General features: G+C 67.7%; 18 protein-coding genes and 1 tRNA gene. 10 read left to right on the top strand and 9 right to left on the bottom strand.

The genetic code is table 11. The annotated features are described in order from the left end of the window. Window positions 1-698, top strand: a 698-nt coding sequence (locus tag ABZ463_RS25045; RefSeq protein ID WP_362779501.1) for an IS256 family transposase, incomplete at its 5' end; no start/stop codon positions are given. A gap of 638 nt (window positions 699-1,336) precedes the next feature. Here the strand turns inward: ABZ463_RS25045 and ABZ463_RS25040 are convergent. Next, window positions 1,337-2,155 (bottom strand): hypothetical protein, encoded by an 819-nt coding sequence (locus ABZ463_RS25040; protein ID WP_362779499.1) that lies wholly within the window; start codon window positions 2,153-2,155, stop codon window positions 1,337-1,339. 7 nt (window positions 2,156-2,162) lie between these two features. After that, the gene (locus tag ABZ463_RS25035; protein ID WP_362779497.1) at window positions 2,163-3,008 is read right to left on the bottom strand and encodes a sigma-70 family RNA polymerase sigma factor; all 846 of its coding nucleotides are present in this window, start codon (window positions 3,006-3,008) and stop codon (window positions 2,163-2,165) included. Window positions 3,009-3,214: 206 nt separating this feature from the next. Here ABZ463_RS25035 and ABZ463_RS25030 point away from each other — a divergent pair, with 206 nt between their 5' ends. The 8 genes from ABZ463_RS25030 (at window position 3,215) to ABZ463_RS24995 (ending at window position 8,335) form a co-directional block, all read left to right on the top strand. Beyond that, entirely contained in the window at window positions 3,215-3,601 is a 387-nt protein-coding gene (locus tag ABZ463_RS25030; protein ID WP_362779495.1) for a hypothetical protein, read from the top strand. Further along, on the top strand, window positions 3,598-3,927 hold the full coding sequence (locus ABZ463_RS25025; RefSeq protein WP_362779492.1) for a hypothetical protein: 330 nt from the start codon (window positions 3,598-3,600) through the stop codon (window positions 3,925-3,927). Before ABZ463_RS25030 ends, ABZ463_RS25025 begins: the two co-directional genes overlap by 4 nt. A gap of 335 nt (window positions 3,928-4,262) precedes the next feature. Next, window positions 4,263-5,507, top strand: coding sequence for an AAA family ATPase (locus ABZ463_RS25020; protein WP_362779490.1), 1,245 nt, complete (start codon window positions 4,263-4,265; stop codon window positions 5,505-5,507). Between the two features lie 152 nt (window positions 5,508-5,659). Next, window positions 5,660-6,112 carry a hypothetical protein gene (locus tag ABZ463_RS25015; protein WP_362779487.1) on the top strand — a complete coding sequence of 151 codons (453 nt, stop codon included), beginning with the start codon at window positions 5,660-5,662 and terminating at the stop codon, window positions 6,110-6,112. 4 nt (window positions 6,113-6,116) lie between these two features. Further along, window positions 6,117-6,479, top strand: coding sequence for a hypothetical protein (locus tag ABZ463_RS25010; RefSeq protein ID WP_362779485.1), 363 nt, complete (start codon window positions 6,117-6,119; stop codon window positions 6,477-6,479). A gap of 85 nt (window positions 6,480-6,564) precedes the next feature. Then, window positions 6,565-6,780 (top strand): helix-turn-helix domain-containing protein, encoded by a 216-nt coding sequence (locus tag ABZ463_RS25005; RefSeq protein ID WP_362779483.1) that lies wholly within the window; start codon window positions 6,565-6,567, stop codon window positions 6,778-6,780. Then, complete coding sequence (locus ABZ463_RS25000) at window positions 6,780-7,205, top strand: hypothetical protein (protein ID WP_362779481.1); 426 nt, start codon at window positions 6,780-6,782, stop codon at window positions 7,203-7,205. The genes ABZ463_RS25005 and ABZ463_RS25000 overlap by 1 nt, the downstream gene beginning before the upstream one ends. Next, entirely contained in the window at window positions 7,202-8,335 is a 1,134-nt protein-coding gene (locus ABZ463_RS24995; RefSeq protein WP_362779478.1) for a tyrosine-type recombinase/integrase, read from the top strand. Before ABZ463_RS25000 ends, ABZ463_RS24995 begins: the two co-directional genes overlap by 4 nt. Before the next feature lie 69 nt (window positions 8,336-8,404). Here ABZ463_RS24995 and ABZ463_RS24990 read toward each other — a convergent pair. The 7 genes from ABZ463_RS24990 to galU form a co-directional block, all read right to left on the bottom strand. Beyond that, window positions 8,405-8,478: transfer RNA gene (locus ABZ463_RS24990), tRNA-Ala, on the bottom strand. Window positions 8,479-8,548: 70 nt separating this feature from the next. Beyond that, a complete protein-coding gene (locus ABZ463_RS24985; protein WP_362779475.1) occupies window positions 8,549-9,298 on the bottom strand; it encodes a hypothetical protein in 750 nt (249 codons plus the stop codon). Between the two features lie 124 nt (window positions 9,299-9,422). Continuing rightward, window positions 9,423-10,076 carry a GNAT family protein gene (locus ABZ463_RS24980; RefSeq protein ID WP_352014343.1) on the bottom strand — a complete coding sequence of 218 codons (654 nt, stop codon included), beginning with the start codon at window positions 10,074-10,076 and terminating at the stop codon, window positions 9,423-9,425. A gap of 68 nt (window positions 10,077-10,144) precedes the next feature. Continuing rightward, a complete protein-coding gene (locus ABZ463_RS24975; RefSeq protein WP_352014180.1) occupies window positions 10,145-10,618 on the bottom strand; it encodes a MogA/MoaB family molybdenum cofactor biosynthesis protein in 474 nt (157 codons plus the stop codon). Then, complete coding sequence (gene moaC / locus ABZ463_RS24970; protein ID WP_352014181.1) at window positions 10,615-11,085, bottom strand: cyclic pyranopterin monophosphate synthase MoaC; 471 nt, start codon at window positions 11,083-11,085, stop codon at window positions 10,615-10,617. The genes ABZ463_RS24975 and moaC overlap by 4 nt, the downstream gene beginning before the upstream one ends. Then, a complete protein-coding gene (gene glp, locus ABZ463_RS24965) occupies window positions 11,082-12,266 on the bottom strand; it encodes a gephyrin-like molybdotransferase Glp (RefSeq protein ID WP_362779508.1) in 1,185 nt (394 codons plus the stop codon). Before glp ends, moaC begins: the two co-directional genes overlap by 4 nt. Before the next feature lie 5 nt (window positions 12,267-12,271). Further along, window positions 12,272-13,171: a UTP--glucose-1-phosphate uridylyltransferase GalU gene (gene galU, locus ABZ463_RS24960; RefSeq protein WP_352014182.1), complete on the bottom strand. Its 900-nt coding sequence runs from the start codon at window positions 13,169-13,171 to the stop codon at window positions 12,272-12,274. A 23-nt stretch (window positions 13,172-13,194) separates the two neighbouring features. On the opposite strand from galU, the gene ABZ463_RS24955 reads away from it, so the two are divergent. Then, window positions 13,195-13,767: a 5-formyltetrahydrofolate cyclo-ligase gene (locus tag ABZ463_RS24955; RefSeq protein WP_352014183.1), complete on the top strand. Its 573-nt coding sequence runs from the start codon at window positions 13,195-13,197 to the stop codon at window positions 13,765-13,767. Window positions 13,768-13,808 lie beyond the last annotated feature (41 nt).

Raw genomic sequence — 13,808 nt, 5'->3', positions numbered from 1 at the left:
TGCACGTCCTGGTCGCCACCGCGGTCAACGCCAACGGCAACCGGGAGATCCTCGGGCTGGAGGTGACCGCCGCCGAAGACGGCGCAGGCTGGCTGACGTTCCTGCGCGGCTTGGTCGCCCGCGGCCTGTCCGGGGTGCAACTCGTCGTCTCCGACGCCCACCCCGGCCTGGTCGAGGCGATCGGCGCGACCCTGCCCGGCGCGTCCTGGCAGAGATGCCGCACCCACTACCTGCGCAACCTGCTCACCACCGTGCCGAAATCAGCGCAGCCGTGGGTGGCGACCCTGGTGCGCACCATCTTCGACCAGCCCACCAGTGAGGCCGTCCGCGCTCAGCACGCCTGGGTGATCGAGGCCTTGGAGGCGAAGTATCCGGCCGCGTGCGAACACCTGGACCGAGCACGGGAGGAGGTGCTGGCCTTCGCCGCCTTCCCGCGCGAGGTCTGGAAGCAGATCTGGTCCAACAACCCGCAGGAGCGGTTGAACAAGGAGATCCGCCGCCGCACCGACGTGGTCGGAATCTTCCCCGACCGGGCCGCGATCGTCCGGCTTGTCGGTGCGGTTTTGGCCGAGCAGACCGATGAGTGGACCGAGACCCGCCGTTATATGGGGCTCGACGTGCTGGCCAAGTGTCGGTTGCGCGTCCTTGCCGGCGACACACCGGCCCATAATCCGCTACCGCAGACACTTACCGCTTAACCTGCAGAAACAGGATCACGCGAAGGGCAGTTCATACACCACTTCGCTGGACGTGACCAACACGGCCCCGCCAGGCGCCCACCGGCCCGCCCTCGCAGCTGCGCTGAACCTCGACGGCTCCGCGGGGAAGCAGGCAGGAGCCTGCCGGGGTCGCTGTTCACGCGGTCGCCCGGCTGCTGCTGATCGTGACCGCTGGGGCCGGTCTCGCCTACCGCCAGGCCGACGCCAAGGCGCCCGATCGGATCGGGCGTGAACGGTATGCCGAGCCGAGAGGCGAAGTGTTCACCAGCGCCGCGAACGCGGGTACGTGAACACTCCACGAAGCTGGGCAACGGCGTGACCATGGGGCGAGGACGGCCCGTGAGCAGCAGGAACGGGCTGAACATGAGCGCCGTGAACGCGAACAACGCGAGCACGCCGAACGTGAACACCAGACGCACGAACAGCAGGAGCGCCACACCCGTGAGCGGGTTAAGGTGCTGGCCCGTGAACGCCGTGAACGCCGTGACCTGAACACGGGCAGCAACGGCGTGAACACTTCGGCTGACATGCTTCGCCGATACCTCTCGGTCTGTGTGAGAGCGAACTACCCCTGTGTTCGCAGGGAAAGCAGCACCAACGCTCTCATCGCCGTAGATCTACCGGGAGAAGGTGCATAGAGCAAGGGTGGCGTCATCGCTAGTTTTGTATCTGGGCCAGCGAACCGCATCTGAGTCTGCGATTTCGATTTCCCGAACACGCTCAATCCATTTATACGGATGCTCGGATGCGAACTCTTTGAGAGCATCTTTCCATGACATGGCCTGATACAGATCAACCAGGCTTGCGGCACCATCCGTCATCACAGCGGCACAATGAATATTTTCGGCGGCGACACTACCGACTATTGCATGTTCTGCCGCTTCCGGAATAGCCCCGGCGAGCCAATAACCGCCTTGAACGTTCCTGAGCTTCCGCTGCTCTGAGACCAGCTTTATAAGGCGCTCTTCATGTTCAGGGCTCCCTACCGGAACCGCCTTAGTGGCATCTATCAAGGAGCCAAGAAGTTGTTCGACGCGCTTGTCTGCAATGACGCCCACAGAGGATGAATCCTCGATCGCTATGACCGCGTCCGACAAGACCAGGTAGTCGATTCTTTCTGCGTTCTCGCAAAGCACCGCGACAGTTGCCGACGGTGTGCCATCACACGACAGGTCACACGTGTCTACATGACTTGCAGCCACTCCCCGTAGTGCTTCATCCAGCGCAAGCTGTAGATCCACTTTGGAAGCTCGGGAGACTGACGCGACGATCTGTGATGCCAGCGAACGGGCGTACCACGAAGTGCCATGGATGCATCCCGTAGGGAGGTTTTTCGGTGCGCTGACCCCATCGACCACGACAACAACTTGGGACGTTGCGGCTACAGCATCTTCGTTTGGAACATTATTGGAGCCAGCGTCAGTGGCGAACGACACCCTCACTTTAAGCCCCTGCCGGATAATAGTAGTCAGTAACAAGGCGCGATGAGATGATCTCGCGGGTCGGCGATTCCGGGTCGTACTCGCATTCAACGATCGCCGAGAATCTCTTCTTCTTCAGCGTTCGATACATTTCACCGATATGCTGCTCAAGGTAGTTAATTACGCCTGATTCTCCCACAGCATGGATGCCCGCAGCATACAGAAACGTTCCCTTTCCATCAGGCCTGGGGAGACGTGCAAGGTACGCGAAATCTCGGGGCTCTCCTTCGTCCATCGGAGACCTTCTGGTTTGCCCTGTCCGATTGTCTACGAGGTGCCATCCGACCTTGTCTTTCGCGAAGGTGATTGCTTCGTCTGATTCGATGACCTCGCGAAGGTTCGGGGAATGACGCGGCCCGCAGAGCACTACAAGGTTGTCCCGGTTGAGCCGGACGAATCCGCCGCTCGGTACGACCTCGTAAGTGGTATCGAGGCTGAGAGTTCTGGCGAGCTGCTTTAAGTGGTCATAGGCCACGAGGTCGTCTTGGGCGACGACGGGCTGAGGGTCAGGCCTGTCGCTTTCAACCTTGCCAGCCACCACGACCGTGACGGTGTCAGTCCCCAGGAAGGCCCGTTCAGGAGCCGGACCGTTTTTCAGAAGCTGGCTGACTCTCTGGCGAGTCATCCCGAGCAACTCGCCGATCTGGGTGTTGCTCATGCCGGACGAGACCAGCTCCTGGAGCGCCTCGCGACGAATGCGCGCCAGCTCCTCGCCGCCCTTCTGGAACACGTCGTGCACATGTCCAGCCTCGATGGCGCGCGTAAGCGGATCGTTGATGTTGAGAACAGTCAGCACGTCAGGGTGCATGGGAACCTCCGTCGCTACCGGGGGTTCACACTATCAAGCAAGGGGGGCTTGACATCAATCCGCAGGGTAGGCCAACCTACAGACGTGCAGCGCAAGCCCCCCTTTCCAATTAGGGAAGGAGGGGGTTTCTTTCAAGCTCATAGCGAAGGACCCCAGCGGGGGCAACCGCCGGGGTCCGGACCATCGATCAGTTGGGAGACCTCTCGATGTACATCCACGCTACCCCGAGCGAGTTCGAGTCCGCCCCCGTGCACGGCGCCTACCCCACCGACGCGCCGCGCGTGCCGGTGACCCTGCGGTTGGAGCTGACGCAGGAGGAGGCCGCCTCCGTGCTGGCCGCTTTCAGCGTCGGCATGCGGGAGAACGACCCGCGCATCACCTCGGCGGACGGCCCGCGCGTCGCCGGGCAGATCCTCACCGACGTGGTTCTCCAGACGATCCGCGAGGCCGCGCTCACCACCCTCGACCAGGAGCAGGGCTACCCCCAGAGCACCGGTTTCTACACCTGGTGCCGCCGCATGGTCGCCCCGACCGTTCCGGCCCAGCGCACCCCGGCCCAGCCCGCGCTGACCGGTACGGCGGTGACCCGATGACCCCGCGCGTTGAGATGACCTACACCGAACTCGCCGTCGCCCTGGACGCCTCCGACATGCCGACCGGCGCACACGCCATCCCCATGGAGCAGCTGGCCGCGTGGATCAAGCAGGGGACCGCCCGCAAGGGCGGACGGGCGTCGGTGAAGTGGTACGCCTTCCAGGACTACAAGCAGAACACCGTCCCCGGCGACCACAGCGCCGACCAGGCCGGACTGTGGCCCGACCCCCGCCGCGAGGACACCGCGCGCCACCTGGCGTACACGTTCCCCCGGAGCCCCAAGGCTGCCCCTGCCCCCGTTCTGACCGGTACGGCAGCAGCCTGACGAGCACCAGGGCAACGGCGCGACGCCCCGCCCCTTCCCAGGGACGGGAGCCTTCCGGCCCTGACCCGAGGGTCACGGCGGTCAAGCGTTCGCCCAGTACGTAGGGCCAGTAGCCCCCCTTACTCGCCCCTACTGGCCCTTACTGTCCGATTCGCCAACACCGCCGGGACGCCTGTCCGCCCTGGACCCCGGCCCAGTACACCCCGGTACACCCCCGGCTCGACCTCAACCGGCCGGTCGGTACCGGCCCCGTGCTCGACCTCCCTCCCTTCGTTCGTCCGTACGGACCGCCCGCCCTACCGGGGGTGGTCCGACCGCACAGGAGGACCGTGCTTGTGTCCCATCTGAACGGGTCCGCCAACGGGCACCCGCCCACGCTCACGGCAGGCCACACCTTCACCACCCTGACCCCGCACCCGCCGGAGACGCCTGACATCCCCTTCCCGACCGGCCCCGACCTCGACCCCGGCGGCTTCGGCCCCGCCGGACCGGTGCCGGGGCGGCGCATCCGCCTCACCCCCGCCTCCTCGGTCCGTATCCGTGCGGTGCACTGGCTGTGGGATGAGCGGGTGCCCGCCGGGGCGCTGACCGTCATCCCGGGGCGGGAGGGGATCGGCAAGTCGCTGACCCTGATCTGGCTGACCGCCCGCCTGACCCGGGGCGAGTTGCCCGGCATCCACTACGGCACGCCCCGGCCGGTCATCTACGCCGCGACCGAGGACTCCTGGGCGCAGACCATCGCACCGCGGTTGCTGGCCGCCGGGGCCGACATGGAGCGTGTCTTCCAGGTCGAGGTGGAACGGCCCGGCGGGCTGGACCAGCTCACCCTGCCCCGCGACTGCGACGAACTCGCGCAGGTCATCGCGGAGATGGGGGTGGTGCTTCTGGCCGCCGACCCGCTGCTGTCGCTGATCAGCTCGACCATCAACACCCACCAGGACCGCGACCTGCGCACCGCCCTGGAACCCCTCGTCAGATTGGCCGACCAGACCGGATGCGCCGTGGTCGGCCTGGCCCACTTCAACAAGTCCGCCAGCTCCGACGCCCTGAATCTGATCACCGGGTCGCGGGCGTTCTCCGCCGTGGCGCGGGCGGTGCTGGCCATCGCCCGCGACCCCCAAGCCGACGACGGCTCCTGCGTCCTGTCCCAGGCCAAGAACAACCTCGGACGACTGGACGTGCCCTCACTGCGCTACGTCGTGCGCACCGCAGAGGTCCCCACCGACGACGAGAACGCCCCGGCGATGGTGGGGGTTCTGGACTTCACCGGCGAGTCCGACCGCAGCGTCGACGACATCCTCGCGGAGAACGCCAGCGACCCCGGCGACCGGGCCGAACGGGACGAGGCCGCCGCCTGGCTGAGCGCCTACCTGTCCGATCAGCCCAACCAGGAGAGCACCGCGACCGAGGTGTTCAAAGAGGGCAGCGCCGCCGGGTTCTCCAAGGACCAGCTCAAACGCGCCAAGACCAAAGCCCGCGTCGCCTCCCGCAAGTCCGACTTCGGCGGCGGGTGGGTCTGGGCACTGCACACCCCCGGCCCCGCCAAGGGGGCGAAGGGCGCGAAGGGAGCGCCGTTTTGAGGCCCACACCCTTCGCTCCCTTCACCCCGCCCGCCCGATGCCCGCACCACGCCGTGCCGTGCCGCCCCCGCCAAGAGAGCGAAGGGCGTAGGCCCCACAAACCCTCTCCCTTCGCGCTCTTCGCGCTCTTCGACCTTCAGGAGATCCCTGCCATGACGACCGCCGCTTACACGGCTCTGGCCGACCAGCTCAACGCCGCCGCCGCCGACGCCGCCCGCCACCAGGACCGCATCGCTCAGCACACCGGCGTGAAGGTCCGCACCGTCAACCACCACCCGTGGCTGCACGCCCAGATCATCACCCTGATCACCGCCCTCACCTCCGGGACCGCCCGCCTGTGCCCGCACATCGGCGCCTCACCCCTGGTCATCCACACCGCCGCCTGGGCACCCGGACACCTGACCTGCACCGCCTGCGTCAGCGCCCTGCACCCCGGCGTCGCCGAGGACAGCACCTGCGACCGATGCCGCCGCCCCTGCTCACCCATCTACCCCGGCATGGCCCAAACCGGGCCGATCCTGCTCGCCTACGGCCTGTGCCAACGCTGCGCCCGCCGCACCGGCCTGGGCCACCCCGCCCCCCTCCCTGCTCAGCACGGGAGGTGACATCATGACCCACCCTTCTCCGACTCCTGCCCCTGCTGCCTCTCTCGGGGTGCTCGGTGCCCGGCTGGCCGCCCTCGTCGGCGACCTCGACAGCCAGCACCGCCGCGAACAGGACGCCTACGCCCAGGGATACCGCGACGGCCACCGAACCGGCTGGCAGATCGGCTACGGCCACGCCCACCACGAAATGGCCGGCCACTGGGCACGCCTGGCCGCCCACGTCCGCCACCTCGCCCGCACCTCACCGATCGACGAGCTGGAACGGCGCCGATGGGACGGACGCCGCGAGGACTTCGCCAACCCCCGGCCCACCGACCGCCAGAGCCGTCGCCTGGCCGCCGCCCTGACCCGACGACGAACCGCCTAACCCACGGCCCGTTCCGCCAAGCGGCCCCGGCCTTACCGACCAAAGCAGCGCCCGGGGCCGCACCCCGCAAGGAGGCACACCCATCATGACCGTCTCCACGACGGACACCACTCCGAACGACCTGGAGCTGTACCGCATCACCGACGCCATGCGACTGCTCAAACTCAGCCGCACCGTCATCTACGAACAGCTGCGCACCGGACGCCTGAGATCGGTCCGCGAGGGCCGCGCCCGACGCATCCCGCCGTCCGCCATCCGCGACTACATCGCCCTGCTCGAACGAGAGGCACAGGCCGCCTGATGACCACCACCGACAACAGCCGCGACCCGTTCGACTGGCTGACCATTCCCGACATCCTGACCGACCTCGACATCCCGTTGAGCGACTGGCAGGAATGGGAGACCACCGGCCAGGCCCCATCCGGGGTCATCTTCCCCGACGGCCAGATCCGCATCAGCCGCCTGGCCTACCACCGGTGGCTCGACCAGCTCCCCAGCTACATGGATCCGCTCACCGGCACCGAGAGCGCCCTCAGCGCGATCCGCCACGCCGGAGACCGGGGCCTCAGCCGCGACGAGGTGTGCGAACTGTTCTGCGACCACCTCGACACCACCACCATCGACGAGACCCTGAACACCCTCGTCAAGGCCGGATGCTGCCTCCCGACGACCACCAACGCCAACGGCCGCGCCGTCACCCGCTACCGCTACTGGGAACCGCGATGACCAAACGACGCAGCCGCGGGGACGGCGGTCTGCACTGGGACGAGCGCCGTCAGCGCTGGATCGCCACGGCCAGCCTGGGCTACAGGCCGGACGGCAAGCGCATCACCAAGCGCGGAAGCGGCAAGACCAAGACCGAAGCGAAAGCCAAGCTCAAGGAGATCATCCGCGACTACGAGGATGGACTCTTGATTTCCTCGACCGGTTACACGGTCGCCGACGCCGTACAAAACTGGCTCGAATTCGGGCTCAGCGGTCGGGGTTCCTCGACGGTGAGCAAGTGCACGACCCTCGCCAACACCCACGTCATCCCAGACGTGGGTGCCCGAAAGCTCGTCGATCTCACCGCCGACGACATTGACCTCTGGCTAGCCGACAAGGCAAAAAGTCTGAGCACCCGGACCCTCCGCGAACTCCGCTCGATCCTTGTCCGATCCATCTCCCGCGCTCAAGCGCGCGAAAAAGTGAAGCGAAACGTGGTGCTGCTGTGCGAGATTCCCCGAGGGCAGGAGGGAAGGCCGTCCAAGTCCCTCGCCCTCGACCAAGCGGAAGCCGTGCTCAAAGCATCCGAGGGTACGGCGTTGCATGCCTACATCGTGCTCTCGCTGCTGCTCGGGGTGCGCACCGAGGAACTGCGAGCGCTCACCTGGTCGCACGTCGATCTCGACGGCAACCCGCCATCCATCATGGTCTGGCGGTCCGTGCGGGAGGGCAACGACACCAAGACCCGTAAGTCCCGGCGCACGCTGGCCATGCCGAGACGCTGCGCCGACGCGCTCAAGCTCCACTGCGAGCGTCAGGAGGTGGCCAGGAAGGCGGCCGGCGACGGCTGGCAGGACAACGACCTCGTGTTCGCCTCCAAGCTCGGCACGGAGCTCGACGCGCACAACGTCCGGCGTTCGTTCCGGGCCGTGCTCAAGAAGGCGGGCTTGAACGCCAAGGAGTGGACGCCCCGTGAGATGCGGCACAGCTTCGTCTCACTGCTGTCGGACTCCGGGGTGCCCCTGGAGAACATCTCCCGCCTGGTCGGCCACCGCAACACCTCGGTCACCGAGACGGTCTACCGGAAGCAACTCCGTCCGGTACTTCTGGAGGGGGCCGAAGCAATGGATGTGATCTTCAAGGACTCTTAGTCACTCAGTTGGTCACTCAGGAGATCAAACAGGCCGTCTCTGATCATCAGAGACGGCCTTTGAGCTCGGTGGAGATGAGGGGATTCGAACCCCTGACCCCTTCGATGCGAACGAAGTGCGCTACCGGACTGCGCTACATCCCCGAAGACGTCCCCTAGATTAGCAAACATCCGGAGGCGCTCGCGCCATCCGTGCACCGGGGTGTGGAGGAGATCAGTCGCCGACCGCGCGGCGGTTCGGTTCGGCGTACTGGTCGAAGATCTCGTCGCGGTGGGCCGACAGGTCGATGATCTCGGCGGCCGGGCGCCGTGTCTCAAGCTCGGCCCGCCTGGCGCGTTCCGCACGCGCCTGAGCCGCGGCCTGACGACGCTGGGCGTCGAGCCGTACGGCGCTCCTGAGAACCACCAGATAGAGGCCGAGAAGGGTCACAGAGGGCGCCACACCCCACCAGGGGATGACCTGAACAGAGGCCGTCACCGTTGAGGCGACGACCAGGAGAAAGCACCACAGGGTCAACCGTCTGCGTTTGGCCACCCGTCTGGCCCGGCCGCGCAGTTCCGCGCGCCTGCGTTCCGTGGCGGAGCGCCGTAGGGGCCGGGTGGGCGGGGCGGGGGCCCCACGAGGCGCGGACGCCTCCGACGAGGTCTCCCGGAAGCCGGACGACGCCGCTGCCGGACGATCGGACGCTCCGGCCTGACGGGAGCCGGACGACTCAGCCGGACGGGGGTCGGACGGCCTGTCCAGGTTTTCCCGGACGACCGGGGCCGACGGCGCCGAGGGGAGGACGATGTCACGCTGCGTTTCGACCGAGTCCTCTGAGGGCAGTTCCTCCTCGTCCTGAACGTACGGCTCGGCGTCCTCGGTGAGTTCGGTGAAGGCGGCCCGGTCGCGACGCAACCACATGGGCACGAGCACGCACAACCACATGACGACAATGGCCAGGTACAGAAGAACGCTGCTCACGGCCACCTCCGGGCAGCATGGAAACGCCTGGGGTCCTTTGGCGTCTCCAATGTGCTCACGTCACGCACAGTAAGACCGCGTGTCACTATTTGACGAGTATTCAGTGCGGTGTGTCGCGAGATCTTCAAGCCTCTTCATGGGGAGGGCCACCATGGGCCGCCGCCTCCCGGGCCCTGCGCCAACGCACCAGCAAACCTCTTGGTGCGTCTTCGACCGTGAGCGCGTAACAAATGTGGTCGCGCCAAGCGCCATCTATGTGCAGCTGGCGCCGTCTTATGCCTTCCTCCCTAAACCCCAGTTTTTCAACCACCCGTCGGCTCGCGTGATTTTCCGGACGGATATTCGCCTCAACCCGGTGCAGACCCGTGGTGAAGAAGCAGTAGTCGACCGCCATCGCCACGGCGGTCGGAGTGATGCCCCGGCCCGCCAGGGCGCCGTCGATCCAGTAGCCGATCTGAGCCGACCTGGCCGAGCCCCAGACGATGGCGCCGATGGTGAGCTGCCCGGCGAAGGCGCCACGGTAGGTCATCACCCAGGGCAGGGCGAGCCCCTGCCTGGCCTCCCTGCGCAGGGTGCCCGCCATCGAGATATAGGGGCCGAGCCCGGTCCGGAAGAGCGGGGTCTCCGGATTGCTCGGCTCCCAGGGGCGCAGCCAGCCGGCGTTGCGCAGCCGCGTCTCGCGCCAGACACGAACGTCTCGCAGGCGCAGCGGCCGGAGTCCCACCGGGCCCTCCGTCAGGGTCACCGGCCAGCCACGAAGTCGATCCACGTTCCCCATCATCCTCCCAAGACGCGCCGACGTGCCATGGAGTCCCCCGGCCTGTCAGCGTGTGCGGCAGGAGGGCGTCATCGGGGGTGGTCGCCTCCCCTGATCTGGTCGACCGCGTGGCCGAGGATCGGCGCGAGCACCGCCATGCCGTCGCGGACCCCGCCGGAGGAGCCCGGGAGGTTGACGACCAGGGTGTCGGCGGCCTGTCCCGCGAGCCCTCTGGACAGGATCGAGGTGGGCACCCGGTCGCGGTTGGCCTGCCGTACGGCCTCGGCGATGCCGGGGATCTCGCGGTCAAGCACCCGCGCGGTCATCTCCGGGGTCAGGTCGGAGGGGGTCAGCCCGGTGCCGCCGGTGGTGACGATCACGTCGTAGTCTTCGGCGATCCCGGCGCGCAGGGCCTGTTCGACCGGTTCTCCGTCGGGGACCACCCGTGGGCCGTCCACCTGGCATCCGGCCTCGGCGAGCAGCTCCGCCAGGAGCTTTCCTGATTTGTCCTCGTATATCCCGGCAGAGGCCCGGTTGGAGGCGGTGATCACCAAGGCTCTCATGTCCTGGTCCACGTCCCGGTCTTGCCGCCGGTCTTCTCCTCGACCCGGACGTCGGTGATCACGGCCGCCGGATCGACCGCCTTGACCATGTCGATCAGTGTGAGGGCCGCGACCGAGACGGCGGTCAGCGCCTCCATCTCGACGCCGGTCCGGTCGGCGGTCCTGACCAGGGCGACGACGTCCACCCCGTCGTCGGCCACGGTCAGCTCGACCTTCACCCCGTGCAGCGCGATCGGATGGCAGAGCGGGACCAGGTCAGGGGTGCGTTTGGCCCCCATGATGCCCGCGATCCGCGCGGTGCCGAGCGCGTCGCCCTTGGGCACCTCACCCGACCGCAGCAGGGCGACGGCCTGCTCGGACAGCAGCACCCTGCCGGTCGCGCGGGCCGTACGGACCGTGACGTCCTTGGCCGAGACGTCCACCATGCGCGCCGCGCCGGTCTCGTCGATGTGCGTGAAGCCACTCATAGCGGGATGACCTCGACTTCCGTTCCCTCGGGCACCGCGGTTACGTCCTCGTCGATCACGATCAACGCGTTCGCCGTGGCGAGCGCGGCGAGCTGGTGGGAGCCCTGTCTGGTCACCGGGGTGACGGATCTCCCGGTGAGCACGGCGCGCAGATAGGACCGCTTGCCCTGGGGCGAGCGCAGCGGGGCGAGGGTCACGGCCCGTACGGCCGGCACGGGCCCCGGCTCCAGCCCTCGCATCTTCCGCAGCGCGGGCCCGACGAACAGTACGAACGACACGAACGACGACACCGGGTTGCCCGGCAGGGCGAAGACCGGGATCCGGCCCTCCCCCGCGACTCCGAAGCCCTGGGGCATGCCCGGCTGCATCGCGACCTTCTCGAAGCGGAAGGTGTCGAGATCGCCGAGCGCCTCCTTGACCGGCTCGTAGGCCCCCATCGAGACCCCGCCGCTGGTGATCACGGCGTCGACCTCGGGCAGGTGGGCGTTGAGCTGGTCGAGGAAGCCCGTGGCGTCGTCGGCGGTGATCCCGGCCCGGTAGGCCTCACCGCCCGCCTCCCGCACCGCCGCGGCCAGGGCGTAGCTGTTGGACTCCCAGATCTGCCCCGGCCCCAGCGGCGTGCCCGGCTCGGCCAGTTCGGAGCCGGTCGAGATGACCACCACCCGTGGGCGGGGCCGTACCAGCGCGTGGGCGCGGCCGACCCCGGCCATGATGCCGAGCTGGGCGGGTCCGATCAATGTCCCCTCGGGGAGCACGACGTCGCCCGCCAGGACGTCCTCGCCCGCCAGGCGGATCGCGTTCCCGGCGGGCGCGGACCGTTCGAACCTGGCCTGTTCCCTACCGCCGTCCGTCCACTCGACCGGTATGACCGTGTCCGCGCCCTCAGGCATGGGGGCGCCGGTCATGATGCGCATGGCCGTCCCCGGCGCGACGACCGGCCGTCCGCCCTCGCCGGCCGCGACGTCACCGGTGACCGGCAACGTCACCGGAACCTCCGCGACGTCACACGCCCGTACGGCGTAGCCGTCCATGGCCGAGTTCGCGAAGGGCGGCAGCGCGACGGGAGAGGCGACATCCTCGGCCAGGACCGTGCCCAGCGCCTCCTGAAGCCCCGTCTCCCTCGGGGCCGTCGGCCGTACGGCGAGCAGGATGTCGGCGAGGTGCTCGTCGACCGATCTCATCGAGGTCATCGGTTGGCCAGGAACTCCTTCAGCCAGGGCAGGAACTCGGGCGCCAGGTCGGGGCGGTCGGCGGCGAACTGGACCACCGTGCGCAGGTAGTCGAGCTTGTTGCCGGTGTCGTAGCGACGGCCGCGGAACAGCACGCCGTGCACCGGGCCGCCCTCGTCGCCACCACGGGCGGCCAGGGTGCGCAGGGCGTCGGTGAGCTGGATCTCGTTCCCGCGGCCGGGCGGGGTGTTCTCAAGGACCTCGAACACGGCCGGGTCGATCACGTAACGGCCGATGATCGCCCAGTTGGACGGCGCCTCCTCCGCCGGGGGCTTCTCGACCAGGTCGGTGACCCGGACCACGTCGTCCTCATCGGTCGGCTCGATGGCCGCGCAGCCGTACAGGGACACCTGCTCCTTGGGGACCTCCATCAGGGCGATGACGCTGCCGCCGTGGGCCTGGCGGACCTCGATCATGCGTTTGAGCAGTTCGTCGCGGTAGTCGATCAGGTCGTCGCCGAGCAGGCAGGCGAAGGGGTTGTCGCCGACGTGCTGCTTGGCGCACAGCACCGCGTGGCCGAGACCCCTCGGCTCGCCCTGCCGTACGTAGTGGAGGGTGGCCAGATCGGCGGGCTCGCGCACCTGCGAGAGCCGTTCGTCGTCACCCTTCGCTTCCAGGACTTCCTCCAGCTCGATGGCTCGATCGAAGTGGTCCTCGATGGAGCGCTTGTTCTTGCCGGTGACCATGAGGACGTCGAGCAGACCGGCGGAGACCGCCTCCTCGACGACATACTGGATTGCGGGCTTGTCGACGATCGGCAACATCTCCTTGGGAGTCGCCTTGGTCGCCGGTAGGAAGCGGGTGCCCAGGCCCGCGGCAGGGACGACGGCTTTGGTCACGAGATCGAAGTCGGCCATACGAAAACGATAGTGGAGGGGTTGTGGACAAGCCGAGGCTGCGGTCGGCGATCGGGGTCGCGCGCGCCGCGGTTTCCGAGGAAGACAGGCACACCGCCTCCGTCATGACGAGGGAGTCGCTGCTCGAACAGCCGTGGGTCCAGATGGCGGGGCTGGTGGCGTGTTACTGGTCGATCGGCACCGAGCCCTCGACCCACGGGCTCGTCTTCGCGCTGTGGAAGCACGGCGCCACCGTGATGCTTCCGGTGCTGCGTGAGGACGACGATCTCGACTGGGCTGTCTACGACGGTCCCGACACCCTCGCCCCCGGGCGTTTCGGGATCATGGAGCCGGTCGACACCCGGCGTGGCGTGGACGCCGTCAGGACCGCGGCCCTGGTGATCGTGCCCGCCCTGGCGGTAGACCGCTCCACCGGGGTGCGGCTCGGCCGCGGTGGTGGCTCCTACGACAGGGCCCTGGCCAGGGTCGGCCCGAATGTGCCCACGGTCGCCCTGCTCTACGCGAACGAGCTGCGGGAAGACGTCCCCGGAGAACCGCACGACATACCGGTTCGTTACGTCGCGCAACCAAATGGAATCACCCGAATTGTCCCTTGATGTGCCTAACGACTCTGTCCAATACGACACAATGGTCCCTG

The organism is Streptosporangium sp. NPDC020145 (assembly GCF_040631275.1).
Taxonomy (GTDB): domain Bacteria; phylum Actinomycetota; class Actinomycetes; order Streptosporangiales; family Streptosporangiaceae; genus Streptosporangium.
Note: the sequence above shows the minus strand (reverse complement) of the source record. Positions and strands in the feature narration are given on the sequence as shown.